Genomic DNA, 23,986 nt, shown 5'->3' with positions numbered 1-23,986 from the left:
GAAAGCACATGTTAAGCATCAAAGATTTACAGGTCAGTGTGGAAGATAAGGCGATCCTGCGTGGGTTGAGCCTTGAGGTTCGACCCGGAGAAGTTCACGCCATTATGGGACCAAACGGTTCGGGGAAAAGTACGCTTTCCGCAACTCTCGCTGGACGGGAAGACTACGACGTCACTGGCGGAACGGTAGAGTTCAACGGCAAGGATTTACTGGAACTGTCGCCGGAAGACCGGGCCGGTGAAGGGATCTTTATGGCATTCCAGTATCCGGTGGAAATCCCTGGCGTCAGTAACCAGTTTTTCCTGCAAACGGCGCTGAATGCGGTGCGGAGTTACCGTGGCGAAGAGTCGCTGGATCGATTCGACTTCCAGGATCTGATGGAAGAGAAAATAGCGCTGCTGAAGATGCCGGAGGATTTGCTCACGCGCTCGGTAAACGTCGGTTTCTCCGGCGGTGAGAAAAAACGTAATGACATTCTGCAAATGGCCGTGCTGGAGCCTCAGTTGTGCATTCTTGATGAGTCAGACTCCGGGCTGGATATTGATGCGCTGAAAATCGTTGCGGATGGCGTGAACTCGCTGCGTGACGGGAAACGCTCATTCATTATCGTCACTCACTATCAGCGCATCCTGGACTATATCAAACCCGATTTTGTTCACGTTCTCTACCAGGGGCGAATTGTGAAGTCCGGTGATTTTACGCTGGTCAAACAACTGGAGGAGCAAGGTTATGGCTGGCTTAGCGAACAGCAGTAACGTGCTGCAACAGTGGCATCATCTGTTTGAGACGCAAGGGGAGACACGCTCACACCATGCGCAGCAGCACTTGCAACAGATGCTGCGTCTGGGGCTGCCAACGCGGAAGCATGAGGACTGGAAATACACGCCGCTGGAGGGATTAACCAACAGCCAGTTTGTCAGTCATGTCGCTGAGATAACGTCAGCCCAATGTGCAGCGTTGTCGCCGACAATTGATGCTGTACGACTGGTGTTTGTTGACGGACAATTCTCTCCGACGCTCAGCGACAGTACAGACGGTAGCGGTTTTGACATTACCATTGACGATGCGCGCCAGGCGCTGCCAGCGGCTATCCAACCGGAAGTGTTTTTGCACCTTACCGAAAGCCTGTCCCGTAGCGTAACGCACATTCAGGTGAAGCGTAACCAGCGCCCCGCGAAACCGCTGCTGCTGCTGCACATAACCCAGGGGCTGGCGGGCGATGAGGTGAATACGGCGCACTATCGCCACCATCTGGAGCTAGCGGAAGGCGCAGAAGCCACCGTCATTGAACACTATGCCAGCCTCAGCGAGCGTCGCCATTTCACCGGCGCACGCTTAACGATGAACGTCGCGGCAAACGCCCATTTGCGCCATATCAAACTGGCGTTCGAAAATCCGTTTAGTCACCACTTCGCGCATAATGACATTCAATTGGGCGCGGATGCTACTGCCGTTAGCCACAGTTTCTTGCTTGGTGATGCGGTATTGCGCCATAACACCAGTACGCAGCTTAACGGTGAAAACACCACGCTTCGGCTGAACAGTCTGGCGATGCCGGTGAAAAATGAAGTCTGTGATACACGGACCTGGCTTGAGCACAACAAAGGGTATTGCAACAGTCGCCAGCTGCATAAAACGATTGTCAGCGATAAGGGACGAGCGGTCTTCAATGGTCTGATCAACGTCGCCCAGCACGCCATCAAAACCGACGGTCAGATGACCAACAATAATTTGTTGCTCGGAAAGCTGGCGGAGGTGGATACCAAGCCACAGCTCGAAATTTACGCCGACGATGTGAAATGCAGCCACGGGGCGACGGTAGGGCGGATCGACGACGAACAGATGTTCTATCTGCGTTCGCGAGGGATCGGCCAGCAGGATGCTCAACACATGATTCTCTATGCGTTTGCCGCTGAGCTGACGGAAGCCCTGGGCGATGAAACGCTGAAACAACAGGTACTGGCACGGATCGCCCAACGCTTGCCGGGAGGCGCAGCATGACATTTCCCATTGAAAAAGTACGGGCTGACTTTCCGGTCCTGACGCGTGAAGTGAACGGTTTACCGTTGGCGTATCTGGACAGCGCTGCCAGCGCGCAAAAACCCAATCAGGTGATTGATGCCGAGGCCGAGTTTTATCGTCACGGCTATGCGGCGGTCCACCGCGGTATTCATACGCTGAGCGCCCAGGCCACGGAAAAAATGGAAAATGTGCGCAAGCTTGCCTCGTTGTTTATTAACGCCCGCTCAGCGGAAGAGCTGGTGTTTGTTCGTGGTACGACGGAAGGCATCAATCTGGTGGCGAACAGCTGGGGCAGCAGCAATGTGCGAGCGGGCGATAACATTATCATCAGCGAAATGGAGCACCACGCCAATATTGTGCCCTGGCAGATGCTGTGTGCCCGCGTAGGGGCAGAGCTGCGCGTTATTCCGCTCAATGCCGATGGTACGTTGCAGCTGGAGACGCTGCCGACGCTGTTTGACGATCGTACGCAACTGCTGGCGATTACCCACGTTTCTAACGTGTTGGGTACCGAGAACCCGTTATCAGAAATGATTGAGCTGGCGCATCAATACGGCGCAAAAGTGTTGGTGGATGGCGCACAGGCGGTGATGCATCATCAGGTGGATGTCCAGGCACTGGATTGCGATTTTTATGTTTTCTCCGGGCATAAACTTTATGGACCAACCGGTATTGGCGTTCTGTATGCCAGAGAGTCGCTGTTGCAGGAGATGCCACCCTGGGAAGGCGGTGGTTCAATGATTGCGACGGTGAGTTTGAGTCAGGGAACAACGTGGGCTAAAGCCCCCTGGCGTTTTGAAGCCGGAACGCCAAATACCGGAGGTATTATCGGACTCGGCGCGGCTATTGAGTATGTTTCAGCACTGGGGCTTACTGAAATCAGCGAATATGAACAGTTCATGATGCGCTATGCGTTGGAGCAGCTGGCGGATGTGCCGGATTTGACACTCTACGGACCGGATAACCGCTTGGGTGTGATTGCATTTAACCTTGGTAAACATCACGCCTTTGACGTCGGCAGTTTTCTTGATAACTATGGAATAGCCGTGCGGACGGGGCATCACTGCGCTATGCCGCTGATGGCCTACTATAACGTTCCTGCTATGTGCCGGGCGTCGATTGCAATGTACAACACCCATGAAGAAGTGGATCGCCTGGTAACGGGCCTCAAGCGTATTCATCACTTACTGGGCTAACAGGGAGGCGTTATGGCTGCGCTACCGGATAAAGAAAAGTTGTTGCGTAATTTTCTGCGTTGCGCTAATTGGGAAGAGAAATACCTGTACATTATTGAGCTGGGTCAGCGTTTGCCGGAATTAAACGACGACTTACGCTGCCCGGAAAATAGCATCCAGGGATGTCAAAGTCAGGTATGGATTGTTATGAACCAGAATGGCGAAGGGATTATTGAATTACAGGGCGACAGTGATGCGGCAATTGTGAAAGGACTTATTGCCGTGGTGTTCATTTTGTATGATCGCATGACGGCCCAGGATATTGTGAATTTTGATGTGCGTCCGTGGTTTGAAAAAATGGCGCTCGCACAGCACCTCACGCCGTCTCGTTCACAAGGGCTGGAGGCGATGATTCGGGCTATTCGCGCCAAAGCCGCAACTCTTAGCTAAACTGATAAAACACGTTAACTTTCAGACCGACTTGAAAGCGTTCGTGTAAGGCAACGCAGTGACTCGTAAGCCGGATTGGGCGCTCGCCGCCGTCCGGCAAGAACGCCAGGGGGGGTGAGTGAGTATGAAACGCGCGTCTGTTATTACGTTAATGCTAATCGGCGCTTACAGCGCTATTCAGGCCGCATGGGCGGTCGATTATCCTTTGCCCCAGGCGAACAGCCGCCTTGTTGGGCAAAACCAAACCTACACCGTGCAGGAAGGCGATAAAAACCTACAGGCGATAGCCCGTAAGTTTGATACCGCTGCCATGCTGATCCTTGAAGCCAACAATACTATTGCCCCCGTACCTAAACCCGGAACCCTGATTACTATTCCCTCACAATTACTGCTGCCGGATGCACCACGCGAAGGCATTATTGTGAATCTGGCGGAACTGCGTCTGTACTACTTCCCGCCGGGAGAGAATATTGTTCAGGTATTCCCAATTGGTATCGGTTTGCAGGGGCTGGAAACGCCGGTAATGGAAACCCGGGTTGGGCAGAAAATCCCAAATCCTACCTGGACCCCTACACCAGGCATCCGTAAACGCTCTCTGGAGCGCGGCATCACATTACCGCCTGTTGTACCTGCCGGGCCAAATAACCCGTTAGGACGCTTTGCACTGCGTCTGGCGCATGGAAACGGTGAGTATCTGATCCATGGCACCAGCGCGCCGGACAGCGTGGGCCTGCGTGTGAGTTCTGGTTGTATTCGCATGAACGCGCCGGACATTAAAGCACTGTTTGCTCAGGTCCGCACAGGCACGCCGGTCAGGGTGATTAATGAGCCGATAAAATATTCGATTGAGCCGAACGGCATGAGGTATGTCGAAGTGCATCGACCGCTGTCGCCGGAAGAGGAGCAAAACGTCCAGACCATGCCGTATGTGCTGCCAGCCGGTTTCACCCAGTTTAAAGATAATAAAGCGGTGGATAACAGTCTGGTGGAAAGGGCGTTGTATCGTCGCGCAGGTTATCCAGTCACCGTCACTGCCGGGCAAGCATCGGTCGCGAGCAATGGGCCAGAAGTGAAGTCTGCGCAAAATGGCGTGCCGGGAGGAGATGCTGAGGTGCGCGCTACGCAATAACAGGGAAGGGGAATTCAGAGCAAAAAAATGGCGCACAATGTGCGCCATTTTTATTACACAGATACTATTACTTGCGGTATTTAGTAGCTGCGTTGTCCAGACGCTGGTTAGCGCGAGCTGCGTCATCTTTAGCAGCCTGAACGTCGGAACGCATTGCGTTCACGTCGTTGCTCAGCTGGTCAACTTTAGCGTTCAGAGTCTGAACGTCAGAAGACAGCTGATCGATTTTAGCGTTGCTGGAGCAACCTGCCAGCAGAGTAGAACCCAGGATTACCGCGCCCAGTACCAGTTTAGTACGATTCATTATTAATACCCTCTAGATTGAGTTAATCTCCATGTAGCGTTACAAGTATTACACAAACTTTTTTATGTTGAGAATATTTTTTTGATGGGAATGCACTTATTTTTGATCGTTCGCTCAAAGAAGCATCGAATTGTGCAAAAACGGCTAAAAACCCGAGTGAAAACAGAAAGCTTCCATCGGATTCATCTTAGATAATCACGGATTAGATAGTGAAATCCGATTTGATTTTTTATTAATTGTGGCTATCGATAAAATAAAAAAAGCGCCACCAGGGCGCTTTTTTTAGCAAATTAATTCGCGATGGAATTATTACAGCACGTGAACAGATGCGGTGTTGGTGGTGCCACTCGGAACCAGTGCACCAGAAACCATAACCACAACGTCACCTTTTTGAGCCAGACCGCTTTCCAGAGCGACTTCTTTACCCAGACGATAGAAATCATCGGTAGAGCTGATTTCTTTAACCACCTGTGCAACAACGCCTTTGCTCAGCACCAGCTGACGCGCGGTAGTTTCGTTGGTGGTCAGCGCCAGGATGGTGGCATCCGGGAAGTATTTACGTACTGCGCGAGCGGATTTACCACCCTGGGTTGCGACGACGATCAGCGGCGCGTCCAGTTTTTCAGCAGTTTCAACCGCGCCACGGCAAACGGCTTCGGTGATGCGCAGTTTGCGGCTGTCGTTGTTGAAGTCCAGACGGCTGGTCATCACACGGTCAGTACGCTCACAGATGGTCGCCATGATGGTAACGGCTTCCAGCGGGTATTTACCTTTTGCAGACTCGCCAGACAGCATTACTGCGTCGGTACCGTCGAGGATGGCGTTCGCTACGTCACCGGCTTCAGCGCGGGTCGGACGCGGGTTTTTGATCATGGAGTCCAGCATCTGGGTCGCAGTGATAACGACTTTACGTGCACGGATACATTTTTCGATGATCATCTTCTGCGCGAAGATAACTTCTTCAACCGGGATCTCAACGCCCATATCGCCACGCGCAACCATGATGCCGTCAGACGCTTCGAGGATTTCGTCGAAGTTGTTCAGGCCTTCCTGGTTTTCGATTTTGGAGATGATCTGGATGTTTTCGCCGCCGTGTGCTTTCAGGTGCTCACGGATTTCAACGACGTCAGAACGTTTACGGATAAAGGACGCTGCAACGAAGTCAACGCCTTGCTCGCAACCGAAGATCAGGTCTTGTTTGTCTTTTTCAGCCAGTGCTGGCAGCGCGATGGAAACGCCCGGCAGGTTAACGCCTTTGTTTTCGCCCAGGTCGCCGTTGTTCAGCACTTTACAGATAACTTTGTTACCTTCGATAGCGGTAACTTCCATGCCGATCAGACCATCATCAACCAGAACGGTGTTGCCGACGGACAGATCTTTAGTGAAGCCTTCGTAAGTTACAGCAACGATTTCGTTGTTACCTACGACAGATTTGTCGGTGGTGAAGGTGAAGGTCTGGCCCGCTTTCAGGGAAACGTCGTTACCGCCTTCCAGTTTGATGGTACGGATTTCCGGACCTTTGGTGTCGAGCAGGATTGCGGCTTTCTTGCCGGTTTTGCTCATAACGTTGCGCAAATTCTTGATGCGCTGACCGTGTTCTGCGTAGTCGCCGTGGGAGAAGTTCAGACGCATGACGTTCATGCCCGCGTCCAGCATTTTGGTTAACATCTCTTCGGATTCGGTTTTCGGACCGATGGTGCAAACAATTTTCGTCTTTTTCATGACAGTCTTAGTCTTTAAGTTGAGAAGGATATGGAAATCTGGCTCCCATCGCGCACGGATGGGAAGCTAAACCTGAGTTACGAAAGTTGTGATGCCTCGCTCTAAGGATAGGTGACATCGAAAAAGCGTGCAGAGGAATGTGTGCTTGTGTTTCAGCCCAACGGGATGGTGAGTTCTGTAGTCGTTGAGTTTTACAGGTCAATGTGCTGAAACCATTCAAGAGACAATTGGCGCGCATTATACGCTGAAAATTATCAAAAAGGAAAATGGAAACAGCGTTTCAAAACACTTCTGTGCAGTTTTACAAAAATTATTCATTAATTTGTTCATCGGTATGGATAAAGAGGTTATCCGGCGTTGCGATTTGTTGCGCAACAAACTGCATTTAACATCTCGATGACTACGTTTTATGCCGTTGACGTCGATGCAGTACTATATTTCTAAAAGTTATATCAAATGCGTTTTAATTCATTTTAAAAGCCAATTCCACTGATTACACTCGTTTGGACATCCATACTGCTAAACAGCCAAAAGCGCTAGCAGAAGAACAATAAGCAGCAGCGGATACCCAAACGACATGATTGTCCTGAAAAATATTTCGAAAGTGTTTACGCCAGGCAGGCTTGCCATCACCGCTGTCGATAACGTCAACCTGACGGTTGAACAGGGGCAGATTTACGGCATTATTGGTTACAGCGGGGCAGGTAAAAGCACCTTAATTCGTTTGCTCAATGGTCTCGAAAAACCGACCTCCGGCAGCGTGACGATTAACGGCCACGATATCTCGGCCGCCAGTGGGGAATCGTTACGCCAGGCGCGACTGAAAATCAGCATGGTGTTTCAACACTTCAATTTGCTGTGGTCGCGGACCGTTAGCGAAAACATTGCGTTCTCTATGCAAATCGCCGGTGCGTCCAAAGCGTCCATCAAAACGCGGGTTGCTGAACTGATTACGCTGGTTGGGCTGAGCGGTCGTGAAAATGCGTATCCTTCCCAGCTCAGCGGTGGGCAAAAACAGCGTGTAGGAATTGCTCGTGCGCTGGCGAACAATCCAGATGTCCTGCTGTGTGACGAAGCCACCTCGGCGCTGGATCCGCAAACTACCGATCAGATCCTCGATTTACTCCTCGATATTAACCGTCGTTTCAAATTGACCATAGTGCTGATCACTCATGAAATGCACGTGGTACGCAAAATCTGCGACCGCGTCGCGGTAATGGAAAACGGCAAGGTCGTTGAGGAAGGTGATGTGCTCAGCGTCTTTACCCATCCTCAGCAGCCTATTACCCGACAATTTGTTCGTCAGGTGAGCCAGTACACCGAAGAAGACGAGTTTAATCCGCAACTGGCAAGCGAGTTGGGTGGGTTGGTTATCAAATTAACCTTTACCGGGCAACGTACCCACCGCCCTGTGGTTGGGGAATTGACCCTGCGCTATGGCCTGCCGTTCAACATCTTGCACGGCAAGATGACGCAAACCGCACATGGCGTGTTTGGGCAACTCTGGGTGCACGTGGTGGCCTCTGAGGAACAATTGAACAATATTTTGGCCGACCTGCGCCAGAGCGACATTGAAGGCGAGGTGATTCAACATGGCTGAAGAACTGTTTCCCCATCTGAAGTGGGAACAACTGTTAGCGGCAACCCAGGAAACGCTGTATATGACAGCTCTTTCGGGGGCGGCGACCTTTATCTTGGGCATCGCGCTTGGCCTGGCATTGTTCCTGACCGCGCGCGGCGGATTGTTCCCTAATCGCGCGGTATATAGCGCTATTTCGCTGGTGGTGAATATCTTTCGTTCGATCCCATTCATCATTTTGATCGTGCTGCTGATCCCGTTTACCAAAGCGATGGTAGGCACCATCCTCGGCGCCAATGCCGCGTTGCCTGCGCTGATCGTGGGGGCAGCGCCGTTTTATGCGCGTCTGGTCGAAATCGCTCTGCGTGAAGTGGATAAAGGCGTTATTGAAGCGACGCGTTCAATGGGTGCACGACTGAGCACACTTATTTTTCGAGTTTTACTGCCGGAATCATCTCCTGCTCTGGTGTCCGGGATCACCGTGACGCTAATTGCGCTGGTGAGCTACAGCGCGATGGCAGGGGTAATTGGTGCCGGTGGTTTAGGGAATTTGGCCTATCTGGAAGGATTCCAGCGCAACCACAGCGACGTCACGCTGGTGGCGACGGTGACGATTTTGCTCATTGTCTTCATCATCCAGCTTTGCGGCGATGTGATCACCTCTCTGTTAGATAAACGCTAATAAAATACGGAAACCATAATCATGAAAAAATCACTGACGTTACTCGCCGCAGCAACCTTAAGCGCCCTGAGCTTTGCCTCCTGGGCTGATACTCTGACCGTTGGCGCGTCTAACGTGCCGCATGCGGAGATCCTTGAACAGGCCAAACCGATTTTGGCGAAGCAGGGGATCGATCTGGAGATTAAACCGTTCCAGGATTACATTCTGCCGAACACTGCGCTGGCTGGCCGTGAGATTGACGCCAACTACTTCCAGCATATTCCGTACCTGAACAGCGTGATTAAAGACCATGCAGGCGATAAAACGTATGACTTCGTCAGCGCCGGAGCGATTCACATTGAGCCGATTGGTATCTATTCGAAAAAAGTGAAATCACTTAAAGATCTGCCGGAAGGCGGCAAAGTCATCATGCGTGACGCGGTATCTGAGGAAGGCCGTATTCTGTCGATTTTCGAAAAAGAGGGGGTGATCAAGCTGAAGCCGGGCGTGGATAAAGTAACTGCGCGCATTAGCGATATCGTCGAAAACCCGAAAAAGCTGAAGTTCCTGCCAAACGTGGAAGCCGCGCTGTTACCGCAGATGTATAACAACGACGAAGGCGATGCGGTGGTGATTAACGCCAACTACGCCATCGACGCCGGGCTGGATCCAGTGAAAGATCCTATTGCTGTTGAAAGTGGTGAAAACAACCCGTATGCCAACATCATTACCGTGCATCGTGGCGACGAGAAGAAAAAGGATATCGTAGCGCTGGTTGATGTCCTGCATTCAAAAGAGATCCAGGACTGGATCCGTACTAAATATAAAGGTGCGGTGATCCCGGTAAACAACTGATCTGCTTTTTGCCGGGTGGCGGCAGTGCTTTATCCGGCCTACGATGTCCTGTAGGCCGGGTAAAACGCGTTCGCGTTGCCATGTGGCACCAGAGCTACACTCGCTCAATTCTCGCTGGCAACCCCTGACGCACCGACGCACCCGACACCCAGTCAAGCCAGGTATTGGCTACCTGTCGGGTTGGGTCCGCAAAACCCAACTCGTTGAGATTAATCCCCGACTTAATCTGCTCATCAAACGCCATCGGCTCACCGTCGAGGGTATGCCGTGCCGCGCCCATTTCTTTATGCCCGTAACCATGCTCGATGGCGATAACACCCGGCATGACGCCATGCAGCAGGCTTATCTGCGCTTGCGCCTGACCACCTGGGGTGGTAATACGCACGATATCGCCGTGTGCTAAACCATACCGCTGACCATCCTGTGGATTGAGCGCCACCAGATTAACCGGCTTCAGATGATGAAGGCGTGGGATAACCGCCGTGGCGCTGGACATGGTATTGGATTTAAAGGAAATCAGTTTCAACGGCCACTCTTGTTCCGGGAACAACTCCTCGACCGCACGTCCATCTGACAGACGTGAAGGATACCAGGCCGGGCAGCCGCTGAAGCGCTCGCCGGTAATCGCATGGCGGTGCGCGGCGACGTTCGCATTCCAGATTTGGAGCGGTTTTTCCCAGGCATTGCCGACGCGGTTATCAACTCGCCCGCTGTTGTCCGGCGCAAAGCGCCCGCCGCGGGAGTAGATAAACGCCACTCGGCTGATTTCATCGGTTTTCAACGTTTGGGTCATCACAGGCATGATCCGCTGGACCCCGGTCAGCGCTATGTCTTCCGGCTGTGCTTCAGCAACCGGAGCTTTGCCCATAAACGCAATATTGGCCGCGAGACGCAGGTAGTAATCTTCCGCACGGTTTAACGGATAGTGATTACCTTGCGGATCGGTAATTGCATTGTCGCCGAATCCAGGTAGCCCGATGCGCTTTGCCACTGCGATACAGAAAGACTCCATCGAGGCCGGTTGACCGTCAGCCGTGAGGCTGGTCGCCGATCTGACAACTGGCCAACGCGCGGTGGTGGCTTTGCTGGCCACGCCCGCCCACGGAGCGCTGAATCCCCAGCTTTCGAAGTTGTGGGTATCCGGCACGATGTAATCTGCCAGCGCCGTGGTTTCGTTCATAAAGGCGTCAATGGCAATAAACAGCGGCAGACGAGCAGGATCCTTGAGCTTTTCTTCCGCCACGCCGCGTAACCCCGCAATGCCGTAAAACGGGTTGGTCATGTTGGAGATCCAGGCTTTCAGCGGATAAGGGTAACCTTCAAGCGCCGAGACGAGGAGTTCGGTAAGCTGACCGGCGACAAACGGATACCACGGCGCTTTAGCCGGGAAGGGCGATTGCCCGGCAGCCACCTTATTGCGGTACTCTTCCGAAGACTCATAAGCGGTTTTACTGCGCGCGATGCTTAACCCTTTCGGTTTTACCTTCCCGGCGAAGCTGTCCATGTTGTAGCGCGGACCGTCGGTGGCGCCATTAAACTTGCCGCCGCCGACGAACACGCCGCCTTCAAGGCTGAGGTTGCCAATCAGCGCATTGAGCATCATCACCGACCAGGCGTTATAAAATCCATTGCCTGCCATCATTCCGCCGTGCGTGATCACTGCCGCTTTACGCCCGTGGCGGGTGAATGCGTCGGCCAGAGCGGCAATGTCTGCTTCTGACACCCCACACTGCTGGCTGTACTGCGTTAGCGACAGTTTTTCTGCGGACTCACGCAGACACTGGAAGCTGCTTTTTACCGTTACTGTCTGCCCGTCGGCCAGCGTCACTTCACGGGTAACAAACAGCTGAGCGCGCGGGCAACTGCTGGCGGCGACAATCTCACCGGCCTCGTTGACGACCACCGGCTCCTGGGCTGCGTTTGCACTCAGATGGGCGAGGGTCAGGTGTTGTCCGGCAAGCGTTGGAATTTCATCGGTAATTACCAGATGCGTAGCGTTAGTCCAGCTTTTTTCTCCAGCCTGCTGCATGGCCTGCACGCCGGGAATGGCGAGATAATCAGCGTTATAGCGTTGTTTATCGATAATCCAGCTTATCATTCCCATAGCCAGCGCGGAGTCGCTTCCCGGTCGTACGGGTTGCCAGTGGCCGCGATCGTCAGCCAGCACCGTGGTTAATGGCAGGGCTGGTGCCACCACAACATAGCGGAAGTCGTCACGTAAACGGGCGCTGGCCAGCTGGCGGGCCTGGCGCTTAAACGGGTTGCCGGATTGCGCCGGAGAGGTGCCCATAAACAGCGCGAATTCGACGTTATCCCAGTCGGGTTTCACGTGGGTATTTTTATCCAGATCGCCCATTAACGCGCCGGAACCGGCCCGATAGGCCAGGCCGCAGTAAGCGCCATGAGCACCGAAGTTTTTACTGCCGAAACTGTTCAGTGCGAAGCGACGTAAAAAGGTATCACGTCCTTCATCGCTGGTATTGGTGACCAGCAGTTGATTGGATTTTGGGCCAAAGCCGGGATGTTTCGCATCAAGCGGTGTAGTGGGATCGTGGATGGCTCTCAGACCATCAACGTGGCCTTCACCAAACAAATCGCCACCTTCCACCACCTCTTTGATCAGCTGTTCGAAGCTGATGCGCTGCCATTTTCCTTCACCGCGTTTACCGACGCGCTTCATAGGCTCCAGAATTCGTAGCGGGCTGTACAGACCTTCGAGTAAGGTTGCGCCACGGGCGCAGGCGGTAGAACGTGCGTCAAGACCTGACTCCCCGGTCAACTGTTCCATTGCCGTGGCAAAGGGGACGGAGGCGTCTATATGGTGCTCGTGCGACAACGGATGATAAGGGTTGCCCGCAATGCGCAGCACTTTGCCTTGCTCTGTGTCAACGCGAACCCGTACACCACACTGCGTCCAGCAACCAAAGCACTGCGTCATCGAGATCACCTGCTGCGGGTTTTGCTGCCAGTGAGGCCGGGCGTTGGCTTCGGGGATGAGCGCGTTGGCAAAAATGCGGTCACGGGTAATTTTGCCCGAGGTTCCGTCCAACAAACCGTCTATCGCGCGCTTTGCCACATCCCGATAACTCAGGCCAAAAGTCACCATACCACCTACGGCAAGGCCCACCTTAAGCCACTGACGACGGGTTAAATTAGCCATGTTGCATTCTCCTTGCGATCGCGTTCAGGGCTTCACGAACAATAATAATCAGTGCTATCCACAGGCCGAAGGTACCCACAATAGCCAGCCAGCCATCGGTGCCGCCGGGCAGGGTATAGGGATTAAACTGCGCGTTAAATTTCGGTACGGTCTGCACCTGGATGAGTAACGTCCAGCGCATTAGCCAGCACAGCGCCATAGCGCTAAAAGCGAGTAATATGCGCAGCGGTAGCGACAAGGGGTATCGTACAACCAACCCGCAAAGAGCAAGCGAAACAAGCCATAGCGCAACCCAACCGATAGCGTAGTGTTGTGCTGAAGAGGCAACATCCAGCCACTGACGGATAGCCGAACCGGAAAGCGTATTACCACTCGCCCAGGTCGCCACCACGATAGCAAGCGCAATCAACGTGACCATTTGCCCCCACGCTAGCTTACGCGGTAGTGCGTCCTTGCTATTTGTCGTGGCAATAAGCAGGGCAAGAAATGTTTGCAGCGCGCTGAGGAACATCGCAACCGGAAAGGCGTAACTGAACCAAATGGGACGCGCCTGTAACACCGACACTTCACGGCCGGTGTAAACCAGCAATCCGATGGCGGACAGCGCGCTACCAAGCGCTAACCATTTTGTGACGCTGTAACTTTTTAGCGTTAGCCGTTTCACATGTTGCGCCAGAAACCACAGACCTAAAAAACCGGTAAACAGCGGTAAAAACAGTGCGCCCCACGGCATCCAGGACCATGGCGTCGGATACGCATAGAAATGCCAGACGCGGGCGGTTTGGTGTAGATCAGCGGTCAGCGCCAGTGGCGCGGTAATCGCGCAGGTCAGGGCGATTAACAGCGTCAGATTCTCCAGGTCTGCCGTTTCTTTTTTGCGCCAGTGAAGAACGCAGGCGAACAGCGCGGCGCAGGCGGCAATGCCGATGAAAAAGAAATATTGTACGGCCCAGGGTAACCAGCTTACGTCCTGGGGATGGGCCAGAACCTCGTCGATAATCAGTGAATGGTTCATTTAAACCTCCTGCCAGAGAGCGGGTTGAGCTCGTCCCATCAATGGGGTGACAAACGCCTCATCCAGTCCCAGATAGAACACGTGAGGAGACGTACCGCTTTCCGGCTTCAGGACTTTGATGGCGTCATGGTGTTCATGCAGCATTTGTGAAATGCGGCTGTGCGGATCTTTAATATCGCCAATGATGCGCGCGCCGCCGACACAGGATTCCACACAGGCCGGGAGCAGCCCCGCTTCTAGGCGGTGAACGCAAAAGGTACATTTATCGGCGGTTTGCGTTTCATGGTTGATGAATCGCGCATCATAAGGGCAGGCCTGCACGCAATAGGCGCAGCCCACGCAGCGTGTGTTGTCGACCACCACAATACCGTCTTCGCGTTGGAAAGTGGCCTGTACCGGGCAAACGGGCACGCAAGGGGGATTATCACAATGGTTGCACAGTCGCGGCAGCAGGACGTTGGTAACGCTTTGCTGGCCTTCAATCTGTACTTGATACTGGTTGACGAGGGTACGAAATTCGCCCTGTGGCGTCTGGTTTTCAATGGCGCAACTGACGGTACAGGCCTGGCAGCCGATACAGCGTCGCAGGTCAACCAGCATGGCGTAGCGATGCTGTTGTGAGCCTTCGTGGCGTTCAGGCGAAAAGGGAAATTGCGCCTGAGCCAGCGGAACCAGTGATGCGCCAGCGGTCAGGACGCCCAGTTGCTGGAGAAACTGCCGTTTACTGCTGTCCATATTTTCTCCCGTCACGATGCAACAACGAAACATTGGTCACGCCGTTGATTTGCGTGTGATGAATAAAGAATCTCAATGATTTACAGTGTAAAAATCGTGACGGGGTATACTCTATTGTGGTTAACCACATACCCGGCTTGTTGTTGATCTAAAACAACATAATTGACAGGGACAATTGAGTGGGACGCAACGTAGTAAGATGTCTGACGGTGCTGGCGTCGCTGTGGATGCTAAGCGGCGCGGTCAGGGCGCAGACATGGAACATTGGCGTTTTGGCGATGCGCGGGGAGGTTTCAACACGTAATCACTGGCAGCCGCTGGAAACCTTGTTGAATCAGCAAATCCCCGGTGAGCAGTTTCATATTCAACCGCTGGACCTGCGGCAGATGCAGGAGGCGGTGAATCGTGGAACGGTACACTTTGTGGTCACCAATCCGGCGCAGTTTGTCCAGCTTAACAGCCGCTCGGCGCTACGCTGGCTGGCGTCGTTACGCTCCACCCGTGGTGGGAAAGCCACCAGTAACGTGATTGGCAGCGCCATTCTCGTCAGGCGCGACAGTGGGTTAACCTCCGCACACGATCTGATCGGCAAAACGGTTGGCGCCATTGATGCTCAGGCGTTTGGCGGCTATTTGCTGGGATATAAAGCGCTCAGTGATGCCGGTCTGCGCCCTGAACGTGATTTACGTCTGACGTTTACCGGATTTCCCGCCGATGCCTTACTCTATTTATTACGTGAAAAAGCCGTGCAGGCGGTGATCGTGCCGGTGTGCCTGCTGGAAAAAATGGATGAAGAAGGCCTCATCCGTAAAACCGATTTTATGACCGTGTTGAATCATCCGACTTCAATTCCCTGTTTAACCAGTACGCCGCTCTATCCGGACTGGTCATTTGCCGCACTACCTGCAGTGAGTGACGAGCTGGCCGATCGCGTGACGCGGGTACTGTTCAATGCACCGCAAAACGCGGCGTTTCGCTGGGGCGCGCCCGCCTCGACCCGTGAAGTAGAAGCGTTGCTGCGCGACGTCCGCCAGCATCCGCAGCAGCGTCAGCTGTGGCTGGATGTCAAAAGCTGGTTTATTCAACACCGACTGGCGATGGGGGGCGTGGTCATCGTATTGCTGTTGCTTACGCTCAATTACATCTGGGTGATGCTGTTGGTTCGCCGACGTGGCAGGCAGCTGGAGCGGAACAACGTGTTGTTGCACAAACAGGAACAGGCGCTGGAGACTGCCCGCCAAATGAGCGTGCTGGGGGAGATGACCTCCGGTTTTGCCCATGAGCTCAATCAGCCGTTGTCGGCTATCCGCCATTATGCCCAAGGCTGTCTGATTCGCCTGCGTGGTCAGGATGAGCAGCATCCGTTGCTGCCCGCGCTTGAGCACATAGACGCCCAGGCACAACGAGGAGCCGATACGCTGCGCAATCTCCGGCAGTGGGTCAGCCAGGCACAGGGCAATCCGGTACTCTCCGATGACTGGCAAGCCATCAACGTTCACGATGCTATCCATCACGTCTGGCAATTACTGCGCATGCCCCAGCAATTCCCGGCGGTAACGCTGCACACGCAGGTTAGCAAGGCGTTAACGTTGATGCTGCCAAGCGTTCTTCTTGAGCAGGTGCTGGCTAATCTGGTACTCAATGCCGCCCAGGCAGGCGCTACGACGGTATGGTTTAGCGCCCTGCACAAGGATGGTGGCGTGCGTATTCAGGTGCAGGATAATGCCGGAGGCATTGACGAGGCTCAGTTGTATCAGGCGTTTCAGCCGTTTATGACCACCCGTAAAGAAGGTATGGGACTAGGACTGGCAATTTGTCAGCGACTGGTGCGCTACGCAAACGGAGATATTGAGATCAAAAATCAGCAGGCCCCGGACGGTAAAGCGGGGGCGAGAGTGACATTGTATTTTAAACCAAATCAGGAAGGAGGCCGTAGTGGCGATAATTCATCTGCTGGATGACGACATTGCCGTCACCCAGGCCTGTGCGTTTTTATTGGAAAGTCTGGGATATGAAGTGTCTTGCTGGGAGCAAGGCGAGAAATTCCTCGCCGAGGCAAATCTGCACCAGGTGGGCGTACTACTGCTGGATATGCGTATGCCGGTACTGGATGGGCACGCTGTGCATGAAATCATGCGTCAGAAAGCAAGTACGCTGGCGGTGGTCTTTCTCACCGGGCACGGCGACGTGCCGATGGCGGTTGAGCAAATGAAACGTGGCGCGGTCGATTTTTTGCAAAAACCCGTGTCAGCCGTGCCGCTTCAGGCAGCATTAGAACATGCCTTGCAGGTCTCGGCAGCGGCGTTCTCGCGACAAGAGATCATCTCATGCTACCAACAACTTACGCCAAAAGAACGGGAACTGGCGCATCTGGTAGCAAAAGGGTTAATGAATCGGGAAATTGCTGATGCCATGAATATTGCCGTGCGTACGGTTGAAGTGCACCGGGCGCGGGTGATGGAAAAAATGCAGGCAGGAAGTCTTGCTGAGCTCGTTAATCGACTTCAGAGAGTTCAGTAGAATGATGACATTTATTTGATTTTCATTGAATTTTGTCTAAATCGTCAGAGTGATATATGCTGTTGGTTTGAGTTAATGACGAGCGGGCAAAAATGGGAAATCAGACGAAAGACGACGAGTTGTACCGTGAAATGTGCAGAGTAGTCGGTAAAGTAGTGCTGGAAATGCGCGATCTGGGACAAGAACCTAAGCATATCGTCATTGCGGGAGTACTGAGAACCACCCTTGCTAACCAGCGCGTGAAGCGCAGTGAGTTAGAAAAACAGGCTATTGAGACTGTAATTAAAGCATTGGCCGGTTAATTCATAAAAAGAGGACCGCAGAAATTTTTTGCCGTCCTCTTATTCTCGATACGTTAATCTATCAATCTATATAATTTATCTCCGTTAATAATTGGTTGTAGAGAACTATAAATCGATATGTATTTATTTATATATCGGTTGTCGTACGGCATTATATTTGGGAGAGGGTTCACAAATATTTGTAATTTAAATGGGCTGCTATTTCACTCTATTTCTTAATGATAATAAATCTCACTCCGCATTAATTATATCCCTTCCGTTTTTTAATTGATGACGATCAAGACTATGCATGCTGAATAACCACATTATTTCTGCGCCTAACCCTAAAGGATTAGATTCATTCAGTTTAACCACCGTCATTTACGCGATCAGGTTAGGGCAAAAATTTACGTGTTGTTGGCAACATTAACCGCCCGATATGGCTTGAGCTGCGCTGGTTTAAATTAGCCTGGAGGTGTTGCTACCACAGCATTTGCGAAGAGGATGCGAAATAAATGAACCAGGTTGATCGTCCATTTTTAGATTGTGGTTTAACGCGACTAGAATTCCTGCGGATATCAGGGAAAGGACTGGCGGGATTAACGATTGCCCCCGCGCTGTTATCCCTATTTGGTTGTAAGCAGGAAGATATCGATAGTGGGACCGTGGGGCTTATCAATACGCCGAAAGGGGTTCTGGTGACCCAGCGAGCGCGCTGTACGGGCTGTCACCGCTGTGAAATATCCTGTACCAATTATAACGATGGTGCCGTAGGGACCTTCTTTTCCCGGATAAAAATCCATCGCAATTTCTTCTTTGGCGATGATGGCGTCGGGTCCGGTGGTGGGCTGTATGGCGATTTAAACTATACCGCTGATACCTGCCGGCAATGCAAAGATCCTCAGTGCATGAAGGTCTGCCCAATTGGTGCAATTACCTGGAAACAGGAAGATGGTTGTATCGCGGTGGACCACAAACGCTGTATTGGCTGTAGTGCGTGTACCACAGCCTGCCCGTGGATGATGGCGACCGTAAATACCGAAACGAAAAAGTCCTCAAAATGTGTGTTATGCGGGGAATGCGCCAATGCTTGTCCGACTGGAGCATTAAAAATTATCGAGTGGAAAGATATTACTGTTTGATAGATGACAGGCATACCTGATTCGCGCCATTAATTGCCAAAAATACTGCAGTTTTGGATAAAAAACTGCCTGAAGAATGGCGGGTATATCTATTAAACCTTCTTGCAAAGGAAAACATGATGGCTAATGGTTGGACAGGTAATATTTTACGGGTCAATCTCACCACGGGTAATATCACCCTTGAAGATTCCAGTAAATTTAAAAAATTTGTCGGTGGGATGGGCTTTGGTTATAAAATTATGTACGACGAAGTCCCGCCAGGCACCATGCCTTTTGATGAAGGGAATAAGCTAGTTTTTGCCACCGGACCATTAACGGGGTCTGGCGCTCCCTGTAGCTCCCGCGTCAATATCACCTCCTTATCGACGTTTACCAAAGGTAACTTAGTCGTAGATGCCCATATGGGCGGTTTCTTTGCTGCACAAATGAAATTCGCCGGTTACGACGCAATTATTATTGAAGGCAAGTCTGCATCACCGGTCTGGATCAACATCAAAGACGATAAAGTCAGCATCGAAAAAGCCGATTTCTTGTGGGGCAAGGGGACTCGCGCCACAACCGAAGAGATTTGCCGGATTACCAGCCCGGAAACCTGCGTTGCCGCTATTGGGCAGGCGGGTGAGAATCTGGTGCCACTGTCCTGCATGATCAACAGCCGCAACCACAGCGGCGGTGCCGGTACGGGTGCGGTGATGGGTTCGAAAAACCTGAAGGCCATTGCGGTAGAAGGGACTAAAGGCGTCAACATTGCCGATCGTAAAGAGATGAAGCGGCTCAATGACTACATGATGACCGAGCTTATCGGCGCCAACAACAACCACGTTGTGCCAAGCACCCCGCAGGCCTGGGCAGAATACTCTTCGCCAAACTCGCGCTGGACAGCCCGTAAGGGACTTTTCTGGGGCGCGGCAGAAGGGGGGCCAATCGAGACCGGTGAAATCCCGCCGGGAAACCAAAATACGGTGGGTTTCCGTACCTATAAATCGGTGTTCGATCTGGGTCCAGCCGCAGAAAAATACACGGTCAAAATGAGCGGCTGCCATTCATGCCCTATTCGTTGTATGTCGCAGCTCAATGTCCCGCGGGTGAAGGATTTTGGCGTGCCGAGTACCGGCGGCAACACCTGCGTGGCGAACTTTGTTCACACCACCATTTTCCCCAATGGCCCGAAAGATTTTGACGATAAAGACGATGGGCGAGTCGTTGGGAACCTGATCGGACTGAACCTGTTTGACGATTACGGTATCTGGTGTAACTACGGCCAGTTGCACCGTGACTTTACCTACTGCTATTCGAAAGGCGTCTTTAAACGCGTGCTGCCAGCCGAAGAGTACGCGGAGATCCGTTGGGATCAACTGGAGGCGGGCGATCCTAACTTTATCAAAGATTTCTACTATCGACTGGCGCATCGTGTGGGGGAACTCAGTCATCTTGCGGACGGCTCGTATGCCATTGCTGAACGCTGGGATTTGGGCGAAGAGTACTGGGGTTATGCCAAAAATAAACTGTGGTCGCCGTTTGGTTTTCCGGTCCATCATGCAAACGAAGCCTCGGCGCAGGTGGGGGCGATCACCAACTGTATGTTTAACCGTGACTGTATGGCGCACACCCATATCAACTTCATTGGTTCCGGCTTACCGCTGAAATTACAGCGCGAAGTGGCGGGCGAGTTATTTGGGTCGCAGGACGCCTACGACGAGACCAAAAACTATACCCCAATCAATGCCGCCAAGATCAAATATGCCAAATGGACGCTGCTGAAAGTCTGCCTGCATAACGCGGTTACGCTGTGTAACTGGGTTTGGCCGATGACGGTTTCACCACTCAAGAGCCGCAACTATCGCGGAGATTTGGATCTGGAAGCGAAATTCTTCCAGGCTGTCACCGGTGATGAAACCACGCAGGCGAGTCTGGACCTGGCCGCTGAACGCATCTTTACCCTGCATCGTGCCTATACGGTCAAACTGATGCAAACCAAAGATATGCGTAATGAACACGATCTCATCTGCTCCTGGGTGTTTGATAAAGACCCGAAAATTCCGGTCTTCACCGAAGGCACCGACAAGATGGACAGAGAGGATATGCGTCAGTCACTGACGATGTTCTATCAGGAAATGGGCTGGGATCCCGAGTTGGGTTGCCCAACGCGCGAAACCCTGAACCGACTAGGGCTTGAAGACGTGGCAGCCGATTTGGCTGCGCAGGATCTGTTGCCAGCGTAAGGAACGCGAGATGACTAACGTGAGCAACGTTCAGGCACCCGTTGGGGCGCTTCCTGACGAGGTTGATAGCCAAAAGAGACACTGGCTACAGGCGTTTCACCCGCCGGTCGAGCAGGTGACTGTGCCGCAGGTTCAGGAAGCCGCCAGCCCGGAGTCGATTGTTGCAGATTTTATCCGTCAGCATTCGGCATCGGGGCACCTGGTAGCGCGCAGCGTGTTTCTGCAGCCACCTTATTCGGTTCCTGAAGCCGATCTCTCCGCGCTGCTGGATGTGCTGTGCCAGGAAGCGAATAACGCGGATATCACCCGTGTGCAGGGTGCGGAAGATGTCTATTTCTACTCAACGCAAACCATGACGGCAAACTACGCCGACATGTGCGTGCAGGTGGTGGAAAACGACATCTGCCGTGCGATTGCCGAGGCGGTACGCTTCGACGGTCGTACGTATCCTCGCCCCTATAAGGTCGCCATGTTGACGCAGCCGCCGTACAGCTTCGAGTCCCAACAAATTACAGCGGCGCTAACGGCCATGGAAACGCATCCTGATTACGCAGATATACGTACTGTGGAATCGTCAAATGCGGAGCCTTATTTGTTCAGCGAACGTTTTATGAGTTATGGCAAAGCGTACGGCCTGTGTGAATGGTTTGAGGTTGAGCAGTATCAGAACCCCTGAATTCTTCAGGTTGATGTCATGGAATGTGTGGACGACCACTGTCACAGCATTAGAGGATAACCCGATGTCCTTCACCCGACGAAAATTTGTCATTGGCATGGGGACGGTGATTTTTTTTACCGGCCCAGGTCAAAATCTGTTAGCGAGTACCAGGAGCCCTAAAGCCGTTCGTTACGTCATGATTCACGATGAATCACTGTGTAACGGATGCAATATTTGCGCTCGTGCATGCCGGAAAACCAACCATGTACCTGACCAGGGCAGCCGTTTGTCGATCGCTCATATTCCTGTAACCGATAACGACAACGAAACGCTGTATCACTACTTCCGTCAGTCCTGCCAGCATTGTGATGATGCACCTTGTATTGAGGTGTGTCCGACCGGTGCCTCCTGGCGAGATGAGAACGGTATTGTGCGAGTAGATACGTCTTGCTGTATTGGTTGCAGTTACTGTATTGGCGCGTGTCCTTATCAGGTGCGTTATCTCAACCCGCAAACCAAAGTGGCGGATAAATGCGACTTCTGCGCTGAATCTCGGCTGGCGAAAGGTTTCCCTCCGATCTGTGTTAACGCTTGCCCGGAACATGCGCTGATTTTCGGTCGTGAAGATAGCCCGGAAATTCAAACCTGGTTGCGAGAAAACAAGTATTACGAATATCAACTTGCAGGCGCCGGGAAACCCCATCTGTATCGTCGGTTCGGTCAACATTTGATTAAAAAGGAAAATGTATGAACGCGTCGCAGAATGCCGAACAGTTTCACGCCCAGCTTGCACAGTATGTTCCCCTGTTTTCACCGGACTACTGGCCTGTGTGGTTAGTCGTTGCCGGGTTAATGCTGGTGGGAATGTGGCTGGTGCTGGCGCTTCACGCCATGCTGCGCTTTCGGGCGGCTCATAAAGCGTCGGCAGGGCACGGTGAGAAGGTCTATTTATATTCGAAGGCTGTCCGCCTGTGGCACTGGTCGAATGCGCTGCTGTTTCTGTTGCTTCTGGTTAGTGGCCTGGTCAATCACTTTTCTGCCGTCAGCGCGCCGGTAATGAAAAGCCTGCTTACCGTTCATGAGGTCTGCGGCTTTTTGCTACTTGCCTGCTGGATTGGTTTTGTGCTGATCAACCTGATTGGCGGCAACGGACATCACTATATTATTCAACGTCAGGGCTGGATCGCACGTGCGCAAAGACAAACTCGTTTTTACCTGTTTGGCATTATGCAGGGCGAGTCACACCCATTTCCGGCCTCACCTCGCTCTAAATTTAATCCGTTACAGCAGGCGGCCTATGTTGGCGTGATGTATGGTTTGTTGCCACTGCTACTGATCACTGGATTGTTATCGCTTTACCCGGTAGCTGTCGGCGATCTGTTCCCCGGGGTGCGTTACTGGCTGCTTCAGGCGCATTTTGCGCTGGCAATAGTCAGTCTGTTTTTCATTTTTGGGCATCTTTATCTCTGCACTACGGGGCGCACGCCGGGCGAAACCTTTAAGTGTATGGTGGATGGCTACCACCGGCATTAAGCGATGATGATTACGCGAAGTGACTTACGGGCCTGGCGTGTTGGGCCCGTCATGTACCGCTGGTTTCTACGTGCGTTTCCCGCAGGAGGAAGCTATGCCGATGTTCATCGTGCGCTCCAGCGGGAAGGGTATACCGATTGGGCAAATAGCCTGGTGGAATACGGCTGGTCAAAATGGCGGGAAGAGGCGAGTTTTGCTCAGCAGGATATTGACGCAATGGGGAATATTTCCTGTGAGCAAGCTGCAGGGGAAACCAGTCGTCCGTTGGCGAGTGCGGAAGATTATGCCCGATTTAGCAGTGCGGGTGACAACGTTAAAATTGCCAGCGCCGGGTATGCTGCGCAGATCGCCAGTGCCGGTTATAGCGCACGGATTGGCAGTGTAGGCTATAACACGCATATCGGCAGTTCAGGCGATCGCGGGCGAATAGCGATTGCGGGAAACTCGGCGCGTATCAGCAGTGTGGGCGACGGAACGCGTATTGCCAGTACCGGCATGCGCGTACGTATCAGTTCGCTCGGCGACCGAAATCGGATTGCCAGTAGCGGTGATTTAACCCAGCTGGCCTGTTTTGGCGCAGAGGCGAAAATCGCTAACTGCGCGGACAATATCCACATTATTGCCAGCGGAGAGAACGCCGTTGTTGCCAGTACCGGTGCTGTCGACTCGATAATTCTTGGTCCCGGCGGATGTGCGGCGCTGGCTTATCACGATGGCGAAAGAATGCGTTTTGCGCTTGCCGTTGAAGGGGAAAATAACATTCGGGCGGGCGTGAAATATCGGCTCAACGAAGACCATCAGTTCGTGGAATGTTGAGCCGAGA

Annotated in this window: 23 protein-coding genes; 17 read left to right on the top strand and 6 right to left on the bottom strand. The window is 52.7% G+C overall.

What is annotated here, in order from left to right; all coding sequences use genetic code 11:
• Window positions 1-8: 8 nt before the first annotated feature.
• From sufC to ldtE, 5 genes are all read left to right on the top strand, one after another.
• Window positions 9-755, top strand: coding sequence for a Fe-S cluster assembly ATPase SufC (sufC, locus tag OGX83_RS07635; protein ID WP_003832649.1), 747 nt, complete (start codon window positions 9-11; stop codon window positions 753-755).
• A complete protein-coding gene (sufD, locus tag OGX83_RS07630) occupies window positions 730-2,001 on the top strand; it encodes a Fe-S cluster assembly protein SufD (RefSeq protein ID WP_032943209.1) in 1,272 nt (423 codons plus the stop codon). The genes sufC and sufD overlap by 26 nt, the downstream gene beginning before the upstream one ends.
• On the top strand, window positions 1,998-3,218 hold the full coding sequence (gene sufS, locus OGX83_RS07625) for a cysteine desulfurase SufS (RefSeq protein WP_008784609.1): 1,221 nt from the start codon (window positions 1,998-2,000) through the stop codon (window positions 3,216-3,218). The genes sufD and sufS overlap by 4 nt, the downstream gene beginning before the upstream one ends.
• 12 nt (window positions 3,219-3,230) lie before the next feature.
• Window positions 3,231-3,647 carry a cysteine desulfuration protein SufE gene (gene sufE, locus OGX83_RS07620; RefSeq protein ID WP_003832654.1) on the top strand — a complete coding sequence of 139 codons (417 nt, stop codon included), beginning with the start codon at window positions 3,231-3,233 and terminating at the stop codon, window positions 3,645-3,647.
• Window positions 3,648-3,771: 124 nt separating this feature from the next.
• A complete protein-coding gene (gene ldtE, locus OGX83_RS07615) occupies window positions 3,772-4,776 on the top strand; it encodes a L,D-transpeptidase LdtE (protein ID WP_032943210.1) in 1,005 nt (334 codons plus the stop codon).
• A gap of 67 nt (window positions 4,777-4,843) precedes the next feature.
• Here ldtE and lpp read toward each other — a convergent pair whose 3' ends face one another.
• From lpp to ynhH, 3 genes are all read right to left on the bottom strand, one after another.
• A complete protein-coding gene (lpp, locus tag OGX83_RS07610) occupies window positions 4,844-5,080 on the bottom strand; it encodes a murein lipoprotein Lpp (RefSeq protein WP_003029373.1) in 237 nt (78 codons plus the stop codon).
• 309 nt (window positions 5,081-5,389) lie between these two features.
• Window positions 5,390-6,802: a pyruvate kinase PykF gene (pykF, locus tag OGX83_RS07605; RefSeq protein WP_003029366.1), complete on the bottom strand. Its 1,413-nt coding sequence runs from the start codon at window positions 6,800-6,802 to the stop codon at window positions 5,390-5,392.
• 7 nt (window positions 6,803-6,809) lie between these two features.
• A complete protein-coding gene (ynhH, locus tag OGX83_RS07600; RefSeq protein WP_244293978.1) occupies window positions 6,810-7,004 on the bottom strand; it encodes a protein YnhH in 195 nt (64 codons plus the stop codon).
• Between the two features lie 375 nt (window positions 7,005-7,379).
• Between ynhH and OGX83_RS07595 the strand changes: the two genes are divergently transcribed.
• Genes OGX83_RS07595 through OGX83_RS07585 form a run of 3 tightly spaced genes read left to right on the top strand, consistent with a single transcriptional unit; the run spans window position 7,380 to window position 9,897 of the window.
• Window positions 7,380-8,402 (top strand): methionine ABC transporter ATP-binding protein, encoded by a 1,023-nt coding sequence (locus OGX83_RS07595; protein WP_191214753.1) that lies wholly within the window; start codon window positions 7,380-7,382, stop codon window positions 8,400-8,402.
• Window positions 8,395-9,063: a methionine ABC transporter permease gene (locus tag OGX83_RS07590; RefSeq protein WP_003029361.1), complete on the top strand. Its 669-nt coding sequence runs from the start codon at window positions 8,395-8,397 to the stop codon at window positions 9,061-9,063. The genes OGX83_RS07595 and OGX83_RS07590 overlap by 8 nt, the downstream gene beginning before the upstream one ends.
• Window positions 9,064-9,084: 21 nt before the next feature.
• Complete coding sequence (locus OGX83_RS07585; RefSeq protein WP_003029358.1) at window positions 9,085-9,897, top strand: MetQ/NlpA family ABC transporter substrate-binding protein; 813 nt, start codon at window positions 9,085-9,087, stop codon at window positions 9,895-9,897.
• Between the two features lie 94 nt (window positions 9,898-9,991).
• Here the strand turns inward: OGX83_RS07585 and ttrA are convergent, their stop codons facing one another.
• The 3 genes from ttrA to ttrB are packed head-to-tail and all read right to left on the bottom strand — an operon-like array spanning window position 9,992 to window position 14,807.
• Window positions 9,992-13,057, bottom strand: a complete 3,066-nt coding sequence (gene ttrA, locus OGX83_RS07580) for a tetrathionate reductase subunit TtrA (protein ID WP_286587704.1) — start codon at window positions 13,055-13,057, stop codon at window positions 9,992-9,994.
• Window positions 13,050-14,072, bottom strand: coding sequence for a tetrathionate reductase subunit TtrC (gene ttrC / locus OGX83_RS07575; protein ID WP_286587702.1), 1,023 nt, complete (start codon window positions 14,070-14,072; stop codon window positions 13,050-13,052). The genes ttrA and ttrC overlap by 8 nt, the downstream gene beginning before the upstream one ends.
• Window positions 14,073-14,807 (bottom strand): tetrathionate reductase subunit TtrB, encoded by a 735-nt coding sequence (gene ttrB / locus OGX83_RS07570; protein ID WP_020996438.1) that lies wholly within the window; start codon window positions 14,805-14,807, stop codon window positions 14,073-14,075.
• Between the two features lie 227 nt (window positions 14,808-15,034).
• Between ttrB and ttrS the strand changes: the two genes are divergently transcribed.
• The 9 genes from ttrS to ydhT all read left to right on the top strand — a co-directional run bounded on the left by ttrS (window position 15,035) and on the right by ydhT (window position 23,979).
• Complete coding sequence (gene ttrS / locus OGX83_RS07565) at window positions 15,035-16,768, top strand: tetrathionate respiration histidine kinase TtrS (RefSeq protein WP_286588144.1); 1,734 nt, start codon at window positions 15,035-15,037, stop codon at window positions 16,766-16,768.
• Entirely contained in the window at window positions 16,743-17,327 is a 585-nt protein-coding gene (ttrR, locus tag OGX83_RS07560) for a tetrathionate respiration response regulator TtrR (RefSeq protein WP_008784617.1), read from the top strand. The genes ttrS and ttrR overlap by 26 nt, the downstream gene beginning before the upstream one ends.
• A 92-nt stretch (window positions 17,328-17,419) precedes the next feature.
• On the top strand, window positions 17,420-17,629 hold the full coding sequence (gene fumD, locus OGX83_RS07555) for a fumarate hydratase FumD (RefSeq protein ID WP_003029345.1): 210 nt from the start codon (window positions 17,420-17,422) through the stop codon (window positions 17,627-17,629).
• A gap of 494 nt (window positions 17,630-18,123) precedes the next feature.
• On the top strand, window positions 18,124-18,750 hold the full coding sequence (locus OGX83_RS07550; protein WP_016152920.1) for a ferredoxin-like protein: 627 nt from the start codon (window positions 18,124-18,126) through the stop codon (window positions 18,748-18,750).
• Between the two features lie 119 nt (window positions 18,751-18,869).
• The gene (locus OGX83_RS07545; RefSeq protein ID WP_003832676.1) at window positions 18,870-20,972 is read left to right on the top strand and encodes an aldehyde ferredoxin oxidoreductase; all 2,103 of its coding nucleotides are present in this window, start codon (window positions 18,870-18,872) and stop codon (window positions 20,970-20,972) included.
• Between the two features lie 10 nt (window positions 20,973-20,982).
• Window positions 20,983-21,648 (top strand): YdhW family putative oxidoreductase system protein, encoded by a 666-nt coding sequence (locus OGX83_RS07540; protein WP_286587700.1) that lies wholly within the window; start codon window positions 20,983-20,985, stop codon window positions 21,646-21,648.
• Window positions 21,649-21,712: 64 nt separating this feature from the next.
• On the top strand, window positions 21,713-22,381 hold the full coding sequence (locus tag OGX83_RS07535; RefSeq protein ID WP_020996435.1) for a 4Fe-4S dicluster domain-containing protein: 669 nt from the start codon (window positions 21,713-21,715) through the stop codon (window positions 22,379-22,381).
• Entirely contained in the window at window positions 22,378-23,163 is a 786-nt protein-coding gene (gene phsC, locus OGX83_RS07530) for a thiosulfate reductase cytochrome B subunit (protein WP_048235471.1), read from the top strand. The genes OGX83_RS07535 and phsC overlap by 4 nt, the downstream gene beginning before the upstream one ends.
• 3 nt (window positions 23,164-23,166) lie before the next feature.
• A complete protein-coding gene (gene ydhT / locus OGX83_RS07525; protein ID WP_286587698.1) occupies window positions 23,167-23,979 on the top strand; it encodes a protein YdhT in 813 nt (270 codons plus the stop codon).
• Window positions 23,980-23,986 lie beyond the last annotated feature (7 nt).

Source organism: Citrobacter sp. Cpo074 (genome assembly GCF_030332745.1).
In the GTDB taxonomy this organism is placed as follows: Bacteria; Pseudomonadota; Gammaproteobacteria; order Enterobacterales; family Enterobacteriaceae; genus Citrobacter; species Citrobacter portucalensis.
This window is presented reverse-complemented; position numbering and strand designations above follow the sequence as displayed.